At 47.9% G+C, this 18,238-nt stretch carries 20 protein-coding genes; 4 read left to right on the top strand and 16 right to left on the bottom strand.

The features are described from left to right. Window positions 1-143: 143 nt before the first annotated feature. From ispG to IEV16_RS11010, 8 genes are read right to left on the bottom strand one after another with little or no spacing between them, the layout of a single operon-like run. On the bottom strand, window positions 144-1,352 hold the full coding sequence (gene ispG / locus IEV16_RS11045) for a flavodoxin-dependent (E)-4-hydroxy-3-methylbut-2-enyl-diphosphate synthase (protein ID WP_188365769.1): 1,209 nt from the start codon (window positions 1,350-1,352) through the stop codon (window positions 144-146). Then, complete coding sequence (locus IEV16_RS11040; RefSeq protein WP_188365768.1) at window positions 1,333-1,737, bottom strand: hypothetical protein; 405 nt, start codon at window positions 1,735-1,737, stop codon at window positions 1,333-1,335. The genes ispG and IEV16_RS11040 overlap by 20 nt, the downstream gene beginning before the upstream one ends. Further along, window positions 1,712-1,975, bottom strand: a complete 264-nt coding sequence (locus IEV16_RS11035; protein ID WP_188365767.1) for an FAD assembly factor SdhE — start codon at window positions 1,973-1,975, stop codon at window positions 1,712-1,714. The genes IEV16_RS11040 and IEV16_RS11035 overlap by 26 nt, the downstream gene beginning before the upstream one ends. Before the next feature lie 2 nt (window positions 1,976-1,977). Continuing rightward, the gene (locus IEV16_RS11030) at window positions 1,978-2,766 is read right to left on the bottom strand and encodes a succinate dehydrogenase iron-sulfur subunit (protein ID WP_188365766.1); all 789 of its coding nucleotides are present in this window, start codon (window positions 2,764-2,766) and stop codon (window positions 1,978-1,980) included. 9 nt (window positions 2,767-2,775) lie between these two features. After that, window positions 2,776-4,563 (bottom strand): succinate dehydrogenase flavoprotein subunit, encoded by a 1,788-nt coding sequence (gene sdhA / locus IEV16_RS11025; RefSeq protein ID WP_188365765.1) that lies wholly within the window; start codon window positions 4,561-4,563, stop codon window positions 2,776-2,778. Window positions 4,564-4,566: 3 nt separating this feature from the next. Beyond that, window positions 4,567-4,944, bottom strand: a complete 378-nt coding sequence (sdhD, locus tag IEV16_RS11020) for a succinate dehydrogenase, hydrophobic membrane anchor protein (protein ID WP_188365764.1) — start codon at window positions 4,942-4,944, stop codon at window positions 4,567-4,569. A gap of 10 nt (window positions 4,945-4,954) precedes the next feature. Next, window positions 4,955-5,332, bottom strand: a complete 378-nt coding sequence (sdhC, locus tag IEV16_RS11015) for a succinate dehydrogenase, cytochrome b556 subunit (protein WP_188365763.1) — start codon at window positions 5,330-5,332, stop codon at window positions 4,955-4,957. 20 nt (window positions 5,333-5,352) lie between these two features. Continuing rightward, window positions 5,353-5,520 carry a DUF1674 domain-containing protein gene (locus IEV16_RS11010; protein ID WP_229728334.1) on the bottom strand — a complete coding sequence of 56 codons (168 nt, stop codon included), beginning with the start codon at window positions 5,518-5,520 and terminating at the stop codon, window positions 5,353-5,355. A 300-nt stretch (window positions 5,521-5,820) separates the two neighbouring features. Here IEV16_RS11010 and ygfZ point away from each other — a divergent pair, with 300 nt between their 5' ends. The 3 genes from ygfZ to IEV16_RS10995 all read left to right on the top strand — a co-directional run bounded on the left by ygfZ (window position 5,821) and on the right by IEV16_RS10995 (window position 7,855). Then, the gene (ygfZ, locus tag IEV16_RS11005) at window positions 5,821-6,540 is read left to right on the top strand and encodes a CAF17-like 4Fe-4S cluster assembly/insertion protein YgfZ (protein ID WP_188365762.1); all 720 of its coding nucleotides are present in this window, start codon (window positions 5,821-5,823) and stop codon (window positions 6,538-6,540) included. A 68-nt stretch (window positions 6,541-6,608) separates the two neighbouring features. Then, the gene (locus tag IEV16_RS11000; protein ID WP_188365761.1) at window positions 6,609-7,397 is read left to right on the top strand and encodes a phosphate/phosphite/phosphonate ABC transporter substrate-binding protein; all 789 of its coding nucleotides are present in this window, start codon (window positions 6,609-6,611) and stop codon (window positions 7,395-7,397) included. 44 nt (window positions 7,398-7,441) lie between these two features. Continuing rightward, window positions 7,442-7,855, top strand: coding sequence for a PilZ domain-containing protein (locus IEV16_RS10995; RefSeq protein ID WP_188365760.1), 414 nt, complete (start codon window positions 7,442-7,444; stop codon window positions 7,853-7,855). A gap of 352 nt (window positions 7,856-8,207) precedes the next feature. Here IEV16_RS10995 and IEV16_RS10990 read toward each other — a convergent pair whose 3' ends face one another. The 3 genes from IEV16_RS10990 to ppsR are packed head-to-tail and all read right to left on the bottom strand — an operon-like array spanning window position 8,208 to window position 10,308. Next, window positions 8,208-8,984 (bottom strand): class I SAM-dependent methyltransferase, encoded by a 777-nt coding sequence (locus IEV16_RS10990; RefSeq protein ID WP_188365759.1) that lies wholly within the window; start codon window positions 8,982-8,984, stop codon window positions 8,208-8,210. Between the two features lie 2 nt (window positions 8,985-8,986). Continuing rightward, window positions 8,987-9,475, bottom strand: coding sequence for a DUF1249 domain-containing protein (locus IEV16_RS10985; protein WP_188365758.1), 489 nt, complete (start codon window positions 9,473-9,475; stop codon window positions 8,987-8,989). Then, window positions 9,475-10,308 carry a posphoenolpyruvate synthetase regulatory kinase/phosphorylase PpsR gene (ppsR, locus tag IEV16_RS10980; RefSeq protein ID WP_188365757.1) on the bottom strand — a complete coding sequence of 278 codons (834 nt, stop codon included), beginning with the start codon at window positions 10,306-10,308 and terminating at the stop codon, window positions 9,475-9,477. Before ppsR ends, IEV16_RS10985 begins: the two co-directional genes overlap by 1 nt. A gap of 106 nt (window positions 10,309-10,414) precedes the next feature. Here ppsR and ppsA point away from each other — a divergent pair, with 106 nt between their 5' ends. Then, a complete protein-coding gene (ppsA, locus tag IEV16_RS10975) occupies window positions 10,415-12,766 on the top strand; it encodes a phosphoenolpyruvate synthase (RefSeq protein WP_188365756.1) in 2,352 nt (783 codons plus the stop codon). Window positions 12,767-12,835: 69 nt separating this feature from the next. On the opposite strand, the gene IEV16_RS10970 is transcribed toward ppsA, so the two are convergent. The 5 genes from IEV16_RS10970 to parC form a co-directional block, all read right to left on the bottom strand. Next, window positions 12,836-13,699: a universal stress protein gene (locus IEV16_RS10970; RefSeq protein ID WP_188365755.1), complete on the bottom strand. Its 864-nt coding sequence runs from the start codon at window positions 13,697-13,699 to the stop codon at window positions 12,836-12,838. 63 nt (window positions 13,700-13,762) lie between these two features. Then, window positions 13,763-14,671, bottom strand: coding sequence for a 30S ribosomal protein S6--L-glutamate ligase (gene rimK / locus IEV16_RS10965; protein WP_188365754.1), 909 nt, complete (start codon window positions 14,669-14,671; stop codon window positions 13,763-13,765). Then, the gene (locus IEV16_RS10960; RefSeq protein WP_188365753.1) at window positions 14,668-15,117 is read right to left on the bottom strand and encodes an ATP-dependent zinc protease family protein; all 450 of its coding nucleotides are present in this window, start codon (window positions 15,115-15,117) and stop codon (window positions 14,668-14,670) included. The genes rimK and IEV16_RS10960 overlap by 4 nt, the downstream gene beginning before the upstream one ends. 1 nt (window position 15,118) lies before the next feature. Beyond that, window positions 15,119-15,940 (bottom strand): alpha/beta hydrolase family protein, encoded by an 822-nt coding sequence (locus IEV16_RS10955; RefSeq protein WP_188365752.1) that lies wholly within the window; start codon window positions 15,938-15,940, stop codon window positions 15,119-15,121. Between the two features lie 4 nt (window positions 15,941-15,944). Continuing rightward, window positions 15,945-18,173, bottom strand: a complete 2,229-nt coding sequence (gene parC, locus IEV16_RS10950) for a DNA topoisomerase IV subunit A (RefSeq protein WP_188365751.1) — start codon at window positions 18,171-18,173, stop codon at window positions 15,945-15,947. Window positions 18,174-18,238: the final 65 nt, after the last annotated feature.

Here is an 18,238-nt window from a genome sequence, read left to right as displayed (position 1 = left end):
ATGAATTACTCCGTGCCCTTTGTGAAAATCTCTGCGAACTTTGTGGTTAACAACCCCTGTGTCAGAACAGTTGTCGCCTCAAAATGTCAAGAAGTAAAATACACTGTCCTCTGTCCTATGTCCTCTTACTCCCTGTCCTCTGATCAGTAATGGTTTTCAACAAATTCCTCTAACAAGGCAATAAATTGTTCACCGATGTTGTCACCTTTTAAGGTGTGGGTTTTTTGACCCCGAATAAACACCGGGGCGGTGGGCGCTTCGCCGGTGCCGGGTAAAGATATACCGATATCGGCGTGTTTCGACTCACCGGGGCCGTTGACCACGCAACCCATCACCGCCACATTCATGTCTTTGACGCCGGGTCGGGTTAAGCGCCATTCGGGCATTTTTTTATCCATGTGCTGACTGACTTGTTGCGCCAAGACCTGGAAAAACTCACTGGTGGTGCGGCCACAGCCGGGACAGGCGGTGACTTCGGGTTTAAAGGATTGTAAATCCAGACTTTGTAAGATTTGCTGCGCAATTTTGACCTCATCGGTACGCGCCTGGCCCGGTTCCGGAGTTAATGAAACCCGAATGGTGTCACCGATACCTTGCTGCAACAGAACCGACAAGGCCGCGGTTGAAGCGACCACGCCTTTGTACCCCATGCCGGCTTCGGTGAGGCCCAAATGGAGCGGGTATAAACATAATTCCTGCAGTTGTTGATAGATTCGAATCAGAGATTGTACGGCGCTGACTTTACAGCTGATGATAATTTTATCCGCCGGTAAACCCAGTTCTTCGGCTTGCCGTGCACTCGATAACACAGACTCTATTAATGCTTTTTCAATCAAAGACTGACTATCAAGCGGTTCGGCCTGACGGGCATTGTCATCCATCATTTTTGCCATCAGTTTTTGATCTAAGCTGCCCCAGTTTCCACCGATACGAACCGGCTTATCTAAATTCTTAGCAATTTCAATGATTTCGGCAAACTGCTGATCTTTCTTTTTCCCAAAACCCACATTACCCGGGTTTATTCGGAATTTGGCCAGTTTTTCGGCACACTTAGGATAATCCTGTAGTAAACGGTGGCCATTATAATGAAAATCACCCACCACCGGAACATGACATTGAGCGGCGGCCAGACGGTCAATAATCTCCGGCACGGCAGCGGCAGACGATTCATTATTAACGGTAATGCGCACAATTTGTGAACCGGCCTGGTGTAATTCATAAATCTGCCGGGCAGTGGATTTGGCATCGGCGGTATCGGTGTTGGTCATGGACTGCACCACCACCGGGTGATCAGAACCCACCGTCACATCCCCCACAGCCACGGTATAACGTTTATTCTGTTTTTTGCTCATTTTGATTCACTGCGATTAAAAGTTGTGCGTATCCGACCCCGCCCATTCGATTTTTGATGATTAAACAATGGTGTTGAAAACGGTCGCTTTCAAGTCGCAACCAGAGCCATCCGCCCATGTGCCAGTAATCCCCTACACGACACGCCATCACATCCTCAGCCAGTCGACAAAACCATTGCGATTGCTTGTTAACATATATCTCACGGTTTTTATTTTGACTGATTGTTCTTTGATTGCACAGGATAAACGGCAGAATCAGAAGACTGAATAGCGACCATGGCCAGGTCACAAATAAGCAGCCGTTCACAAACACAAAAAGCAGCAACCACTGGCTCAGCCACAAACCGTCAATCCACTGATTATTTTTGATGGTAACCGGCGGCACAGATTTGTTTCACCAGCGCGTTGATGTCAGGGTCTTGCGGTTGTTGCTGACCACTCATCCAGTACCACAACTGCATGTCTTGCTCTTCTAACAACTCATCCAGCAACTTTTTATCCTCTGTGTTTAACCCATTCCAACATTGATCCAAGAAGCCATTGAGCACAAAATCAAGTTCTTTCATGCCCCGTCGGCAACGCCAGCGAAAATAACCAATGCGATCATGGTTCGCTGTCTCCATGGTTACAGGGCGTGACGCTCGGCAATCATTTTCTTAATTTCAGCAATAGCTTTACCCGGGTTCAACCCTTTGGGACAGGTGCTGGTGCAATTCATGATGGTGTGACAACGGTACAATTTAAACGGGTCTTCTAAATCATCCAGGCGTTCACCGGTGTGTTCATCCCGTGAATCTGCCAACCAGCGATAGGATTGCAGTAACACCGCAGGTCCCAGATAGCGGTCACCGTTCCACCAGTAACTGGGGCAAGACGTGGTGCAACAGGCACATAAAATGCACTCATAAAGCCCGTCAAGTTTTTCGCGATCTTCAATCGACTGCAATCGCTCCTTATCAGGCAATGGCACCGAATCGGTCTGTAACCAGGGTTTAATGGACGCGTATTGGGCGTAAAAGTGACTCAGATCTGGCACCAGATCTTTGACCACTTCCATGTGCGGTAAGGGGTAAATGGAAACCTCCTTGCCTTTGATGGCTTTGATAGAAGTGGTACAAGCCAGGGTGTTGGTGCCATTAATGTTCATCGCACAAGAACCGCAAATACCTTCACGACAGGAGCGCCGAAACGTTAAGGTAGAGTCCACTTCGTCCTTAATTTTAATCAAAGCATCCAGCACCATCGGACCACAATTGTCCAGATTCACCTCGTAGGTGTCCGTACGCGGGTTTTTACCCTCATCCGGCGACCACCGATAAACTTTAAAAGTACTGACATCGCCGCCTTTTTGTGACAACGGATAATGGGTGCCTTTGTTGATTTTAGAATTTTTAGGTAAGCTAAACTCAGCCATGATAAACCTCTAATAAACGCGTTTCTGGGGAGCAATCACTTCACACTCATCGGTTAAGGTGTGCATGTGCACCGGACGGTAATCAAAATGAACCTTGTTGTCGGTATCCGTATAAGCCAAGGTGTGCTTCATCCATTCCTCATCATTGCGGTCCGGGAAATCTTCACGTGCATGGGCGCCGCGTGATTCTTTGCGGTTTTCTGCAGAAAACATGGTGACCACTGCCTGACTCATTAAATTACGCAACTCCAGAGACTCCACCAAATCACTGTTCCACACCATGGAACGGTCAGACACATGAATATCATTTATTTTAGCGGCGGTGGCGGTGATTTTATCACAACCTTCCTGTAGCACCTCGCCGGTTCTGAAAACTGCGGCGTTGTCCTGCATGACTTTTTGCATTTCAAGACGCAGTTCAGCGGTGCGAATCGCACCCTTAGCGTGTCTGGTTTTATCAAAATCATTCAGCGATTTATCGAGTGCATCTTTGGGTAATTCGCTGTGTGATTCACCGGGTTTGATGGTTTCGGAACAACGGTTCGCCACCGCCCGTCCGAACACAATTAAGTCCAGTAAAGAATTAGAACCCAGCCGATTGGCACCATGCACAGAGACACAGGCCGCTTCACCGATGGCATATAAACCGGGTACCACTTCATCGGGATTGCCGTCTTTTTTATGCACCACTTCACCATGGTAGTTGGTTGGAATACCGCCCATGTTATAGTGAACCGTCGGCAACACAGGAATCGGTTCTTTAGACACATCGACACCGGCAAAAATCTCAGCCGAGTCGGCAATGCCCGGTAATCGATTGTGAATCACGTCAGCCCCGAGATGATCCAAATGGAGATTTATATGGTCTTTATTCGGTCCGACACCGCGACCTTCACGGATTTCGATGGTCATGGATCGTGACACCACATCACGAGAAGCCAGGTCTTTGGCATTTGGGGCATAGCGCTCCATAAAGCGCTCGCCTTCGGAGTTGGTTAAGAAACCACCTTCACCGCGCACCCCTTCGGTAATTAAACAACCCGCACCATATATTCCGGTGGGGTGAAACTGGACGAATTCCATGTCTTGTAAGGGTAATCCGGCACGCAATACCATGGCGTTGCCGTCACCGGTACAGGTGTGCGCCGATGTGCATGAAAAATAAGCGCGACCATAGCCGCCTGTAGCCAGAATCACGGCTTTGCCGCGGAACAAATGCAAGGTGCCATCTGCAAGGTTCCAGGCCAATACCCCTTTACATTCACCGTTTTCCATCACCAGATCTATGGCAAAGTATTCAATAAAAAACGAGGCATCATGCTTTAGAGACTGTTGGTATAAAGTGTGCAAAATCGCATGGCCGGTGCGGTCCGCTGCGGCACAGGTTCTTTGCGCAGTGCCTTTACCGAAATTGGTGGTCATACCACCGAACGGTCGTTGATAAATTTTACCGTCTTCGGTGCGCGAAAAAGGCACGCCGTAATGTTCCAATTCAATCACCGCCGGAACCGCTTCGCGACACATATACTCAATAGCGTCCTGATCACCCAGCCAGTCTGAGCCCTTGATGGTGTCGTACATATGCCAACGCCAGTCATCTTCGCCCATATTACCCAAAGACGCACTCATACCGCCCTGGGCGGCCACGGTGTGCGATCGGGTTGGAAACACTTTTGTCACACAAGCCGTTTTTAAACCTTTGGTGGCCAAACCCATGGTGGCACGCAAACCGGCTCCACCGGCACCCACCACAACGGCATCAAATTTATGTTCTGTAATTTCGTATGTTTGTGACATTGTTTATCCCAATAAGAGTTTAAAAACAGCAAAACAGCTGAAATAAATGAGACCAATCATGGCGCCATACACCAGTGTGCGCAGTGCCATCATTGTGCTTTTGTTGTTCACGTAGTCTTCAATAACGACTTGTAAACCCAATGCGCCGTGGTAGGCCGCGGCCAACACGAATACCAGCAATACACCGGCATTCAACGATGATTTCATCCATTCAATCATGACGGCGGCTGATAAATTATCCAGAGCGATAAATTGCCACAGCAGATACAAGCCTGTGGGCAACAACAGCACCGCAGACAGCCGCTGCAGCCACCAATGGGAAAAACCGCTGTGGGCACTGCCGAGGCCTTTGGCTTTGGCTAAATCAGTTTGGTATTTCATTGTATTCTCCTTAGGATGCCAGGAAAAAAGTCAGCACGGTTAATAACAGCGACGCCACCAGGACCGCCACTGCTGAGCGTTGTGCCTGTTCATTGGTGAATCCTTTGCCCACGTCCCAAAACAGGTGTCGGATTCCATTACAAAAATGATAAAAAAACGTCAACAGCCACAGGTAGACAAGAATCTGACCCGGTACCGTGAGCAACCAGGCGCGCAGTTTATCCGCCGCCGTTGTGTTTGTGGCCAGGGCCGTCAGCCAATAGACAAAAACCACCAGGCCAAAAGCCAGCAGCAGACCGGTGATGCGGTGAAGTATGGACGTTTTAACCGTCAGCGGGAATTTGTACACCTGCAAATGTGGTGACAGAGGTCGGTTTGAGCTACTCATGAATATTCCTGTGTTATTTTCTAAAAATCAATACAGCGGCCATTTTTTTCCCAATCGCCATAACGGGTGGGTTCCAGGCCTTTTTTTCGACCACCGATTTCTTTTGGATACAGCACTTCATCCGCACGATTTTCGTCTGTGTGTGGCGGTTTTTTTGTATTCGGTTTTTGATTGTTCTCTGTGGTCACAATAATGATCAGTTGATTAATTCAACAAAGCGCAATTATAACACCCCGCCCCGGCAAATGACAGTTCAAGAAAGAATGTCCTTGGGGCGTACACTTCCGCTCCCAGCTCACGCAGCACACCTCCATCCATGGAGGCGTACGCTTCCGCTCCCGGCTCACGCAGCACACCTCCATCCATGGAGGCGTACGCTTGCGCTCCTGCTCCCAGCTCTCCAATGCGCAAACAGCATTGACCGGACGGGCTGCAAATGCAGCCTGATTTGTTAAAATAGGCCATTATCCACACAGGAGGTCAAAATTATGTCAAGCCTGCACTCATTAGCAAAACACCTCAGTCTATTTAAATTAAGCGGAAATGATGCGGCCGTTTTTTTACAAAACCAAACCATCAATTTATTCGATGATCAATGGCCTCAGCCACACTACACAGCCATTTGTAACCCCAAGGGTCGCATCCTGTTCAGTTTATTGGTGTGGAAACAATTCGATGATTACTATTTAGCGGTCGATAAAACGCTTTCTGAACAGTTTGAACAATATATACAGATGCGTATTTTTCGAATGGGTGTCAAACTTAAAGTGGCCGATGAACGACAGCCTGTTGTTGAGGCAACTGATTACCGCCGGGTTGAAGACATTCAATTAACATTGACTGCAGACCTGACTGTCGCCGATGAAACCTTATTTTGGGCTTTATTTTTCCGCGCTGAATTGCCCTGGATTACCCGGCAAACCAGTGAACAGTTTATCCCTCAGCATTTATCTTTGGATCAACATCAGTTGATTGAATATCAAAAGGGTTGTTACCCCGGACAAGAAATCATTGCCCGATTGCATTTTATCGGTCGCAATAAAAAACACTTAACACTTGTTCAGCTTGATAAAAACCATACAGATTTAAAAAATGCTGAAAAAGTGACAATAAATGACAGCCCCGTACAATTATGTTCACCGCCAATCAATTTTAATGGGCAATTATGCGCTCAAATTGTCAAAAACAAATCCCGCGCAGATGATTAACTCTCTAAATTGTCCTAACTTGTTGATTTATGATAAGATAATTGTATTCAACCCGGGTTGGAATCATCATGTCAAAACAAGTACGACTTTTTGTCACATTCGTGTGTTTTTTCGCTGTTTTTCAGTTAAAAGCACAGACCATTAACCTCACGGTGGAAGCCATTTATCCCCACCAGCAAGCTGCGTTTGTTTATCAGCCGCTGGCTGACTGGCTGGCACAAAAAACCGGCTTTGCGGTCAACATCGAATCTGCGGATAACTATTACTTTTACTGGCGGGATGCCAAAACAAATAACCCCGATTTCACCTTAGATGCACCGCACATCGGTGCTTACCGCATCACTGAAAAAAATTACGAGCCCATATTACGCATTGCAGCGGATCAAAAATATTATCTGGTCACTAACCAAAACATAGACCTGACCAAAGACATCGGCAGACAGCTGGTGGGACAGCGGGTCATCACCTTCCCCTCACCCAACCTGGGATCCTTGCTTTATGACCGCTGGTTTACGGATTTATTTTTGCAACCGCAAAAAGTGGTCACGGCTTTATCCTGGAAAGACGTTATCAACCAGGTTTTTTCAGGAGAAGCTGAAGCAGCGATTATTCCGCAATATCTGTATGAACTGTACCCCAATTTACTGGTTTTAAAAGAAAGTAAACCTTTTCCGGGACAGGTCTTTTTGGCTTCACCGACCGTTAGTCCAAGCATCAAATCATCAGTCATCAAAGCTTTAAACGAGATTAATGAAAGTGACGAAGCTTATCAAATATTAACTGAGCTTAATGCTGAACAACTCAAACCTGTGGATCTTAAAGATTACCAGGGCTTAGAGAAATTATTAGGAAAATAAACCCACGTCACAGTTTTTTGGCAAAGCTTTCAATACCATTTATTATGAGTACAATAGCCGATTTCAGACAACCCGCTGCCAAACACGCCATGAATGACTACCCAGAAAAACGTCAGTTCACCCGCATTCCCCTGACCAAAGAAGTGACACTGTACTCAGGCGTATCCTGCTGGCAATCCCATATTTACGATATATCTCTCAAAGGTGTGCTACTGGCTTGCCCTGAGCAGACCACCGTCAAGGCCGGGGATATTTTTCGGCTACAGATTCCGATCGAAAATTCACCTTCAATTATCATGAATATTCGGGTGGTTCATCTGCGCAACGATTTATTTGGTGCCGAGTGGACCCAAATCGATATGGAAAGTTTTGCCATTTTAAAGCGCACCATCGAAATGAACCTGTCAAAAAAGGATGCCCTGCGTCAAGACATTCAATCCTTGTCCGCCGACAAATAGAATCTTAAAGTTTTGCCTGATGCGAATGATGGCTTTCGCGTTGACCCATAAAGATGTCAACATGTCCAACAATTCCTTCGATTTACAGAACCTAAGCAATGCATAGATTGTCTGGAACATCATAAGCCTGCTCACGCCTTCGACCTACGTCCTGTGTGTGATGGCTTCCGCGTCGACCCACAAGGATGTGGAAAATGCCGATTATTGTCGGGAACAATTTCGGCCTGCTCACGCCATCGACCTACATCCTGTGTGTGATGGCTTCCGCGTCGACCCACAAGGATGTGGGAAATGCCGATTATTGTCGGGAACAATTTCGGCCTGCTCACGCCACCGACCTACATCCTGTAGGTCATTTTTGAGCCACGATATAACACACCCAGCCGGCATCGGCGGTGCCTTCGGTGCTGGCGGTGTAAATATCATTACCCTCACCGGTTTCTTCATCGGTGCCTTCCCAGTAAACATCCACTTCGCTGAATCCCGCTTCCCGCAGCAACTCGGTGATTTCTGGCAATGTCCATAAGCGCCACCGGTAATCAAAAGCCCGATCCATGCGCACCCCCTCATCCGTCTCAAAATGAATATAACACTGCATTTCTGCGGTGATGGGGTTGAAGGAGGACTGTTCCCAAATATAGGTGAATCCATCACAATCCCGTTCTTCAGTGAGTTCTTTGGCCGCCTCATAGCCGCCAAAAGCATCCAGAAAAAACACCCCGTCCCCGGCCAGTGACCGGTGAACACTGTTAAAATAATCCAGCATTTCACCGCGACCCATAAAAATAAAGTAGCTGAAATTCATCGCCAACACCATATCCATGGCCGGTGTCTGTACCTGCAGGACATCTGCATTGATTAAATTTATCCGTTGTTGCTGTTCGGCATTGAGCGCACTGACATTATGACGCTCACCCCATTGTAAAACCAGCGGATCAAAATCCACTGCATACCCTTTATGGGCATCACCCCGTTTAATCCATTCACAGGTGGTTTGTGCGGTACCGCAAAAATCCTCTCGCAGGGTTATTGCAGAACGACCGCGTAATTGCCGAAACGTTTCGCTGACAAAATCAATCTCCGCTTCAACACATTGTACCGCTTGCTGATAATAGGCGTGTTTATCCATAATTAAAACTGTGTCTCCGCTATCGGCTTGTTTTGAACATACCAGCCGGATCCGGCATAACCTTTTTTCAATAAATGTCGAAGCCATTTATTGAAAAAACAATTCAAACTGTATCGCCGCCGGGCTTTTAGGCCACAATCGGCCCGTCCGCCCAGTTGTTGAAACGAACGGTCAAACTGATGAGCCTGCCACAATTCAGCCAAATTCACATCATGGTAAACCCTGACCAGCAGATTATCTGACGGTTCATCCTCAAACAGCAGGCAAAAATTCAATTCAGAGGTGTATTTAAAGGCCTCAGTTTGTACCACCTGTAAAATGGGCTGTCCATCAACCCTGACCTGATGCCGCAACCCGACATGTAATCGTGGTGGTAATAATCGCATCAGTAAGCTGAAATTATCTTCATGCCAGTCCTGCAGGCTGATGTGGTGCTTATGCGCCCATATCTGATGACGCCAGTAACGGCTGTTTAAAATGGATTTTGACATCAATACAAGCGTTTATTTAAGTTAAGTTCCAATAAAATCTTACCGGAAATTTCTTCAATCGAAGTCAACGTGGTGTTCATAAAAGGCACACGATAACGGTGGAACAGAGATTCAGCATCGGAGATTTCTTTTTGGCATTTTTTCATATTAGCATAACGCGAATCGGGCCGTCTTTTGCCGCGAATCTGAGACAGTCGATGGGGATCGATGGTTAAACCAAACAATTTATCGCGGTGTTTGGTAACAGCTTTGGGTAACTCCATGCGCTCCAAATCCTCATCCGTGATCGGGTAATTGGCGGCTTTAATGCCGTAATGCAACGCGAGATAAAGACAAGTGGGTGTTTTTCCTGAACGCGACACGCCCAACAAAATAACTTCAGCCTGATTGAGATTCAGGTTCATGCCATCATCATGGGCCAGGGCGAAATTGGTGGCGTCTATGCGCGCATTATAGGAATGGCTGTCATAAATACCATGGGCGCGACCGACACCGGGACTGCGTTCAATCCCCAAATTTTCTTCAATCTGACGCAGCAGTTGATTGAACGGATCCAATTTCAGACCACCGGCGGCGTGAATAATTTTACGTAAATTCACATCCACCACGGTGTTAATAACCAGCGGCTGAAAATCTGCTTGCGCTTGTCGAATCATGTCCGCGGCTTGCGCTGCTTTGGCTTCGGTATCCACAAAAGGAATGCGTTTTTGAATAAATTTTATGTGTTGCGGAAATTGTGTAATCAGACTCTGACCCACCGTTTCAGCGGTGATGCCGGTGCCGTCTGAGACATAAAAGATGGCGCAGGTTTGTTGGGGTGACTTATCATTCATGGTTTTGGCTGTTTTTGAGTCAAATTTATTAATTTCAAGGCTTATCCGTTTCGCTTCTTGGTTGCGTCATATAGAATATACCATTTTTAAGCACAACGGAAATTTCATGTCAGATTACATCATTAGGCTGGATCAATTGACCTTGGGTGATTTAAACAAGGTGGGTGGAAAAAACGCGTCTTTGGGTGAAATGATTACCCATTTATCGGCTTTGGGTGTCAAAGTCCCCGGTGGTTTTGCCACCACCGCGCAAGCCTTTTGGGATTTTCTGAACGAATCCGGTCTCGGGGATAAAATCAACGCGCGCCTGAATAAGCTCGATACCGATGACTTAGCGGCCTTGCAAAGTGCCGGACAAGATATCCGTGCCTGGATTTTAAATACACCTTTTCAACCCAAACTGCAACAAGCCATCAGCGAAGCTTATCAGGCGATGCAAGATGAGCTGGGCGATGATTTTAGCGTTGCTGTGCGTTCATCCGCCACCGCCGAAGATTTACCGGACGCCTCCTTTGCCGGCCAACAGGAGACCTTTTTAAATGTTCATGGTATTGATGATGTACTGGCCAAAACCCATGAAGTGTTTGCCTCCCTGTACAATGACCGCGCCATTTCCTACCGGGTTCACCACGGCTTTAAACACGAGGATGTGGCCTTATCCGCCGGCATTCAACAAATGGTGCGTTCGGATTTGGCCGCCAGTGGCGTGATGTTTACCATGGACACCGAATCGGGTTTTAATGATGTGGTGTTTATTACCTCATCTTACGGCCTGGGAGAAATGGTGGTTCAGGGCGCGGTGAACCCCGATGAATTCTATGTCTATAAACAAAGTTTGAAAAATAAAAAACCGGCCATTTTACGCCGCAATTTAGGCACCAAAGCCATCGCCATGACCTACGGAGACACCGGCGTGCGTACAGATCCGGTGGACAAGACGAAACAACAGCGCTTTTCTATTTGCGACGCAGAAGCACAACGACTGGCACAACAGGCGATGGTTATTGAAGACCACTATAAACGACCGATGGACATCGAATGGGCCAAAGACGGCCACAGTGGCGAATTGTATATTGTTCAGGCCCGTCCCGAAACCGTGAAATCGCGTGAAACCGGTGGTCAAAAAATTGAACGTTATCAACTCAAAGAAAAAAGTGCCGTGGTTGCCGAAGGCCGCAGCATTGGCCAAAAAATTGGTCAGGGTAGTGCCAAAGTGATTGCCGGAATCGACCAGATGCATGAAGTGAATGAAGGCGATGTGCTGGTGACAGACATGACCGATCCCGATTGGGAACCGATTATGAAAAAAGCCGCGGCCATTGTCACCAACCGTGGTGGACGCACCTGCCATGCCGCCATCATTGCCCGTGAACTGGGCATTCCGGCCATTGTCGGTTGCGGTAATGCCACGACCAAAATAAAGCACGGCCAGGCGGTGACAGCCTCCTGCAGCGAAGGTGATACTGGTCGGATTTATGAAGGCTTACTGGATTTTGAAATCAAAACCACCGACCTCAAAAACATGCCCGAAGCCCCGTTAAAAATCATGATGAACATCGGTAATCCGGACCGCGCTTTTGACTTTCAGAACCTGCCCGGTTTCGGCATCGGCCTGGCCCGTCTGGAGTTTATTATCAACCGCATGATTGGCATTCACCCCAAAGTGTTGCTGGACTACGACAACCAACCGGCTGACATCAAAGCCATCACCGACCCGATGGTGGCGGCCTATGATTCGCCGCGAGATTATTTTGTGAAACGGCTGGCCGAAGGCGTCTCCACGCTGGCCGCGGCCTTTAACCCGAAACCGGTGATTGTCCGTTTATCTGATTTTAAATCCAACGAATATGCCAACCTGATTGGCGGTAATGCTTACGAACCGGATGAGGAAAACCCGATGCTTGGTTTTCGCGGTGCTTCCCGTTACCTGGATGATTCTTTTGTGGATTGTTTTGAAATGGAATGCGAGGCCTTAAAATATATCCGGGATGAGATGGGCCTGACCAATGTCTGGGCTATGGTACCATTTGTACGCACTGTCGCAGAAGGCCGGGCGGTGATTGACCTGATGGCTAAATTCGGCCTGAAACAGGGCGACAATGACCTCAAAATCATCATGATGTGTGAGTTACCTTCCAATGCCCTGCTGGCGGATGAATTCCTGGATATCTTCGATGGCTTTTCCATCGGCTCCAACGACATGACCCAATTAACCTTAGGCTTAGACCGGGATTCCGGTGTTATCGCTCATCTATTCGACGAACGCGATCCTGCAGTCAAAAAAATGTTGTCGATGGCCATCCAGGCCTGCAAAAAACGCGGCAAATACATCGGCATCTGCGGCCAGGGCCCCTCCGACCACCCAGATCTGGCCCAATGGCTGTTAGATGAAGGTATCGAGAGTGTGTCTTTAAACCCAGATACTGTGGTGGAAACCTGGTTAAAATTGGCGAAATAAACCACCCAATGTGACCCACAAAAACGCCCAATTAGGGCGTTTTTGACTATCATGAATATCTGACAATGCTTAGCTGTGCTGCATCAGTGTCGGGATATTGCTGTCGGTCAGAATGTACTTTGTAAAGCCACCCATAAACCATTCGGTGAAACGACCGCGGGAATAGGCACCCATCAACAATAAATCCGAACCGGTGGCTTTGTAGGTATCGATGATTTCATCGTGGACTTTGAGACCTTTGGTGATTTTCATGTCACTGTCAATGCCCCATACTTTTAAATAATCCTGTAAATGTTTGGTTTTGGGCCGGGCACGGTTGTCGGGACCGGCACACAGTATGTTAACTTGCTCTGCTTGTTTTAACAGCGGCAATGCGCTGACGATGGTTTGCATCACCGAATCTTTCTGGTTCCAGGCAATCAAAACCCGTTTGCCGACACTTTTGAGTTTTTTCTGCGGCAACATCAGCACCGGTCGGCCGGTGTTAAACAAAGCGGCGGATAAAAATTGCTTGGCCTGACCGCTGCTTTTTTTCTTGGGTCGTGATACCAACATGAGATCGCTGACCGGACCGACAATGGACAATACACTTTGCGGATCGCCCACCATTTCACGCCACAAAGACGATTCTTCCATGTCTTTGGTGATGCGTTTTCTGAAATTAAAACCGGCATTGTCGCTGTATTCTTTAAACAAATCAGCGGCAGCCTGGCTTTCTAATTCATCGTCCAAATCCGCTTTGTACCACTGCGACATGTTGTTCATGGCAATCGGACTAATGATACCGTAATCGCCACCGATGGATTCTTCTCTGTGGGGTCTGACATGCAAGCCTGAGACATTGGCGTCAAGATCATCTGCCAACTGGAATGCAGTCTCGAGTAAATAGTGACATTCTTTGCGTTTTGCGACCGGAACAGTGATTATTTTCATAGGTTTTTTTATATTTTGATTAACTAATTATTATACCTTCTTGGGTGCCTTTTTTCAACAGATTTAGCCTTTTCCGCCCTTGGTTCGGGTGCGGTGGGGTTTGGCATTTTTTTCGATAAAATCAATGATTAATCCGGCCACATCTTTACCGGTGGCACGTTCGATGCCTTCGAGACCCGGGGATGAATTCACTTCCATCACAACAGGACCACGATCGGCGCGCAATAAATCCACACCGGCCACATTCAGCCCCATAATTTTAGCCGCTCTGATGGCTGTTTGCCGTTCTTCGGGCCTCAGTTTAATTAATGACGCACTGCCGCCACGGTGTAAATTAGAACGAAATTCTCCCTCCGCACCTTGCCGTTTCATGGCCGCGACAACTTTGCCGCCAATCACAAAACAGCGGATATCGGCACCACCGGCTTCTTTGATAAATTCCTGTACCATAATGTTGGCATTGAGACCTAAAAAGGCTTCAATCACACTCTCAGCCGCTTTACGGGTTTCTGCCAGAACCACACCGATTCCCTGAGTACCTTCCAGTAATTTTATCACCAAAGGCGCACCGCCCACCATTTTAATCAAATCAGGAATGTCATCAGGTGAATTGGCAAAACCGGTGACCGGCATGCCGATACCCTTTCGTGATAAGAGTTGTAATGACCGCAGTTTATCCCGGGAACGGGTGACCGCCACACTTTCATTGAGGGGATAGACCCCCATCATTTCGAATTGCCGCAACACAGCGGTGCCATAAAAAGTAATCGATGCACCAATCCGCGGTATCACTGCATCAAAATCCGTCAGGTCCTCACCGCGATAATGCAGCACCGGATTATTGGATGAGATGTTCATATAACAACGCAAGGCATCCACCACCCGCACCTCATGGCCACGCTTTTGGGCGGCTTCGACCAGGCGTCGAGAAGAATACAGGCGGGCGTTACGGGAGAGCAGGGCAATTTTCATGGTTTTGTTTTGGTTGGGGGTTTAATGAGATGGGCTTTGTCCGGTCTGACAGACATACCTTGCATGGCCTGACGGCCTAAAAGCATGCGAAATTTCATTTTTTTACGGCAGGCCAGGGTCAGTTCAATGCGTTTTTGCAGATCACCAATATGCAACAGGGTTTCGACCACAATGCGGTGGGTTTTCATACCACCTGAATTGGTTACTGTGCGCTTGTCCTTAACCGGCAAATGGCATTCAATTTGGCTGTCATCATCATCCTGGACCGGCGCCACCACAAAACGCACCCATTCTTCATCGTCTTTTTCATACAGGGCATATTCAATCGTGTGAATGGCACTGGTTTTGGCACCGGTGTCGGTTTTCATGTGGATGCGCTGAATACCCAATTCCGGCAAAGCACCCCACTCTTTCCAACCGATAATCAGTTGTTTTTGTTCATTCATTTTAATCTAAATTACTAGAAATACAGAGTTTATCCCACACATCTGCAGGTTCTGTGGGAAAATATTGATGACCGCCTGCATAGCTGTCAAACCAGACATTGTAACCCGCTTGCCAACCGGATTGCTGAAAAGTACTGAAATCATTAAAAACATCATTATAATATCCATCACTTTGTCCGACAGACAGGACCACGGGTAACTTCCGTGAAGCGGTGGATGGATAAACACCAACACTGGCAGCATATCCCAGATGGGCACCACTAACGGCATAACCGGCAAATTCACCGGCATTCAGTAAAGCCAGTTCATGCAACACAAAACCACCGGCTGAAAAACCCCAGCCATAAACCCGGCGTTTTTCGATGTTATACCGCGCCTGCATATCGGCGGATATTGCATTTAGAATCGCCACCATATTGCTCGGTATCCAGCCACCTTGCTGACCGGTTGCCACCTGAGCCACAACAATAATCTGATGGGCTTCGGCCGTTGCTTGCCATAAATCCCGACTGTACTCTGCTGCCCACGGCGCATTACCGGCACCGGCGGCACCATGAAACAAATACATGATGGGCAAGGCTTTTAGCCCCTGATAGCTTGAGGGGATGTGGTAATAATAACTGCGGTATTGCAATTGACTGTTGATATAAATGGTTCGGGAACCGGTGTTAACCGACCCGCCACTGCCCTGAGACGGCCAGGAATCGGACACAAAACCATCCACAAATATCATGTCATCACAATCCATCAGACTCGGCATGGTGTGCACCGCCGTGGCACTGAAAGCAGACATCATAAATGCAATGATTAGCCCGATACGCATTGGATTAGTCCACTTCCGATTCTAGCCGATCGACGTTTCTAAAGCCCTGCGGCAAGACCTGACCACGGTGTGCCCGTTTGCCCAGATAGTTTTCCAGGTCTTTCCATTTAAAACGGATATAACGCTGACCGGCGTGCACCAGGAAGGATTGGTCCGGTGTAATAACCAATGTAGATAACAAATATTCCTCGCCGGATTTGAGTCGTTTGGCGGGGATATTAATCATTTTATTGCCTTTGCCTTTGGTCAGTTCCGGCAATTCTTCCAGCGGAAATACCAGCATATAACCGGCATTGGTGACACACACCACGTGGGCTTCGGCCACCCGTTCGATGCGCCGTGGTTTAAGGGCCTGATAACCTTTGGGAACAGTTAAAACCAGTTTACCGGCTTTCATCTTACTGTACAGGTTTTCCATTAAACCATGGTAGCCGTAACCGGCGGATGACGCCATTAAAATCGCCGCTTTCGGCGGAAAGCAGCTCACCGCGACCGGTAAAGCGTTGTTCTTAAAATTAAATTTTGTGGCCAAAGGCTCGCCCTGACCGCGGGCTGAGGGTAAACTGTGGGTGGCCAGCGTGAAACTACGGCCATTGTTGTTTAAAAACACCGAAAAATGCTGACTGCGTCCGAAACAATGGTCCAGATACGCATCACCGGATTTGTAGCTCATGGTCATCGGATCCACCTCATGACCCTTTGCCGCACGCACCCAGCCGGCTTTGGATAAAATCACTGTCATCGGCTCACTGGGCACCAGCTTGGTTTCATCAAAGACTTCGGCGGCATCACGTTCCGCCAGAGACGATTGACGTGCATCACCATACTGATCACGATCGGTGGTGATTTCCTGTTTAATCAGGGTTTTCATGCGCGCCCGGGATTTTAAGGTGGTTTCCAAATCGATTTTTTCCGCCTGTAATTCAGTTTGTTCGGTGCGGATTTTCATTTCTTCCAGACGTGCCAGATGACGCAAACGGGTGTCTAAAATGGCATCAGCCTGAATTTCACTAAGTTTAAAGGCACGCATCAGCTCTTGTTTCGGCTGTTCTTCTTCCCGAATAATCCGAATCACCTCATCCAGATTTAAAAAGGCCACCAACAAACCGTCTAAAATATGCAAACGGGCATCCACCTTATCCAAACGATGTTGTAAACGGCGGCGTACGGTTTCGGTTCTGAACCGCAGCCATTCTTTTAAGATGCCTTTGAGGTTTTTTACCTGAGGCCGCTGATCAAGACCGATCATATTCAGATTCAGCTTATAGGTCTTTTCCAAATCCGTGGTGGCGAACAAATGCAACATCAGCGCTTCAAAATCAATCCGGTTGGAGCGGGCGGTGATCACCAGTCGCACCCGGTTTTCATGGTCCGATTCATCGCGTAAATCGCTCACCATGGGTAATTTCTTGGCCCGCATCTGGGACGCAATTTGGTCGAGGATTTTGCTGCCCGAAGCCTGATGGGGTAAAGCGGTGATAACAATGTCGTTGCCCTCACGGCTGTATACCGCCCGCATACGGATACTGCCGTGACCGGATTCATAAGCTTTCACGAGTTCCGCCCGCGGCGTGATAATTTCTGCTTTGGTGGGATAATCGGGACCTGAAATAAATTCACATAATTCGGCCACATCAGCACCTGGATTGTCCAACAAATGCAAAGTGGCATTGGCCACCTCAACGAGGTTATGCGGCGGAATATCGGTGGCCATACCGACCGCAATCCCCGATGCACCATTCAATAAAACATTGGGTAATCTGGCCGGCAACCAAATTGGTTCGTCCATGGTGCCGTCAAAATTGGGTCCCCAGTCCACTGTGCCGTGGGGCAATTCGCTGAGCAAAGTTTTGGCATAGGCGGTCAGCCGCGATTCGGTGTAGCGCATTGCCGCAAAAGATTTCGGGTCATCCGGTGAACCAAAGTTTCCCTGGCCGTCAATCAGCGGGTAACGGTAGGAAAAGTCCTGAGCCATGTGTACCATCGCTTCATAACAGGCCGAATCACCATGCGGATGAAACTTACCAATCACATCACCAATGGTTCTGGCTGATTTTTTGTGTTTCGATTGTGCCGACAGACCCAGCTCACTCATGGCATACACAATACGCCGTTGTACCGGTTTTAAACCATCGCCAATAAACGGCAAAGCCCGGTCCAGTACCACATACATGGAATAATCCAGATAAGCCCGCTCGGCATATTCGCCCATGGATAGGGTTTCAAAATCCATTCAATGTACCAATAAAAAAGAATCAATTTTAACATCACTGATGTCAATAGTTCAGCTTTCAAAAA

It is taken from the genome of Marinicella pacifica (assembly GCF_014636635.1).
In the GTDB taxonomy this organism is placed as follows: domain Bacteria; phylum Pseudomonadota; class Gammaproteobacteria; order Xanthomonadales; family Marinicellaceae; genus Marinicella; species Marinicella pacifica.
Note: the sequence above shows the minus strand (reverse complement) of the source record. Positions and strands in the feature narration are given on the sequence as shown.

Bases quoted from the DNA above. Each gene is read 5' to 3' on its own strand.
- IEV16_RS11000 (WP_188365761.1), top strand. From the start codon at position 6,609: ATGTCAAAACAAGTACGACTTTTTGTCACATTCGTGTGTTTTTTCGCT.
- ppsA (WP_188365756.1), top strand. From the start codon at position 10,415: ATGTCAGATTACATCATTAGGCTGGATCAATTGACCTTGGGTGATTTA.
- ispG (WP_188365769.1), bottom strand. From the start codon at position 1,352: ATGAGCAAAAAACAGAATAAACGTTATACCGTGGCTGTGGGGGATGTG.
- ppsR (WP_188365757.1), bottom strand. From the start codon at position 10,308: ATGAATGATAAGTCACCCCAACAAACCTGCGCCATCTTTTATGTCTCA.
- IEV16_RS11030 (WP_188365766.1), bottom strand. From the start codon at position 2,766: ATGGCTGAGTTTAGCTTACCTAAAAATTCTAAAATCAACAAAGGCACC.
- IEV16_RS10995 (WP_188365760.1), top strand. From the start codon at position 7,442: ATGAGTACAATAGCCGATTTCAGACAACCCGCTGCCAAACACGCCATG.
- IEV16_RS11035 (WP_188365767.1), bottom strand. From the start codon at position 1,975: ATGGAGACAGCGAACCATGATCGCATTGGTTATTTTCGCTGGCGTTGC.
- IEV16_RS10955 (WP_188365752.1), bottom strand. From the start codon at position 15,940: ATGCGTATCGGGCTAATCATTGCATTTATGATGTCTGCTTTCAGTGCC.
- IEV16_RS10960 (WP_188365753.1), bottom strand. From the start codon at position 15,117: ATGAATGAACAAAAACAACTGATTATCGGTTGGAAAGAGTGGGGTGCT.
- parC (WP_188365751.1), bottom strand. From the start codon at position 18,173: ATGGATTTTGAAACCCTATCCATGGGCGAATATGCCGAGCGGGCTTAT.
- ygfZ (WP_188365762.1), top strand. From the start codon at position 5,821: ATGTCAAGCCTGCACTCATTAGCAAAACACCTCAGTCTATTTAAATTA.
- sdhD (WP_188365764.1), bottom strand. From the start codon at position 4,944: ATGAAATACCAAACTGATTTAGCCAAAGCCAAAGGCCTCGGCAGTGCC.
- rimK (WP_188365754.1), bottom strand. From the start codon at position 14,671: ATGAAAATTGCCCTGCTCTCCCGTAACGCCCGCCTGTATTCTTCTCGA.
- IEV16_RS10990 (WP_188365759.1), bottom strand. From the start codon at position 8,984: ATGGATAAACACGCCTATTATCAGCAAGCGGTACAATGTGTTGAAGCG.
- IEV16_RS10985 (WP_188365758.1), bottom strand. From the start codon at position 9,475: ATGTCAAAATCCATTTTAAACAGCCGTTACTGGCGTCATCAGATATGG.
- IEV16_RS10970 (WP_188365755.1), bottom strand. From the start codon at position 13,699: ATGAAAATAATCACTGTTCCGGTCGCAAAACGCAAAGAATGTCACTAT.
- sdhC (WP_188365763.1), bottom strand. From the start codon at position 5,332: ATGAGTAGCTCAAACCGACCTCTGTCACCACATTTGCAGGTGTACAAA.
- sdhA (WP_188365765.1), bottom strand. From the start codon at position 4,563: ATGTCACAAACATACGAAATTACAGAACATAAATTTGATGCCGTTGTG.